Genomic DNA, 858 nt, shown 5'->3' with positions numbered 1-858 from the left:
GCTTATCAGTGAGCGAGGAGAATTTGGAAAACAGGGCTTTTGCAGACATCGAAAGACAGGAAAAACCCTGATTATACAGGCTGTTTCTTGATGGCGCTGTTCAATTGGTGATCATGTTTTTGCCCTGGCCACCCCATTCAGTGCAAACACTCACATTAGAAAATACAAATCAAGAAGCAGCGTCAGATGCTCCAGCGGAGGTCAAAATCTTGTCTGAAGGAGACATCGCGTTATCGTCTGATGCTGCGGATGATGAACCCAAAGGGGCTGAAGGAGGAAATCATCCAGAAGAACACCACACAGTTGCAGATGAACTATTAACGACCCTTTCAGAAGAACATCAAAATAACATTCTTTCAACTCTTCCTACAGACTACTCCCACGAACAACGCAGCAATGCAATTATCAGTTATGTTGCTCAACACCAAGGCATACCAAAAGAACAGCTCATGCGCTCTATACTCGAAATCAAGCGTGTATCAACTCTATTTTCAAGCATACCTGATGAGCTTGCCCGCCCTCCCGGAGAAGAAGACAAGCTTGGTATGTTTCCCCAGTCAGAGCAGGTCCATCAATTTATCAATAACCTTATGCAATCAATACAGCAGACTTTCCCACTCTCTCGCCCCCCCTTATCAAGCTTTATCGAAGCTAATGGAAGTCAATACAATATAGCGAACTCAGCCACCCTCAACCTCTCTTCTGAGGACCAACTTCAAACCATACAAACTGGCGCTGTTCAAATTAAGTGTTGCTCTACCCAATGTATAGAAACTTGATCTAAAAAAGCCTCCTCTGAGAAGAGTTGAGTTTTAAGAAACCTTTTCCACCCGAGGTAACGAGACAGGTATTTTGTTG

Annotated in this window: 1 protein-coding gene; it reads left to right on the top strand. The window is 43.9% G+C overall.

Annotated elements, in window-relative coordinates:
* Positions 1–104: 104 nt before the first annotated feature.
* Positions 105–779: a hypothetical protein gene (locus ACNRUY_RS26670; RefSeq protein ID WP_488114693.1), complete on the top strand. Its 675-nt coding sequence runs from the start codon at positions 105–107 to the stop codon at positions 777–779.
* Positions 780–858: the final 79 nt, after the last annotated feature.

Source organism: Endozoicomonas sp. Z74 (assembly GCF_057680865.1).
Note: the sequence above shows the minus strand (reverse complement) of the source record. Positions and strands in the feature narration are given on the sequence as shown.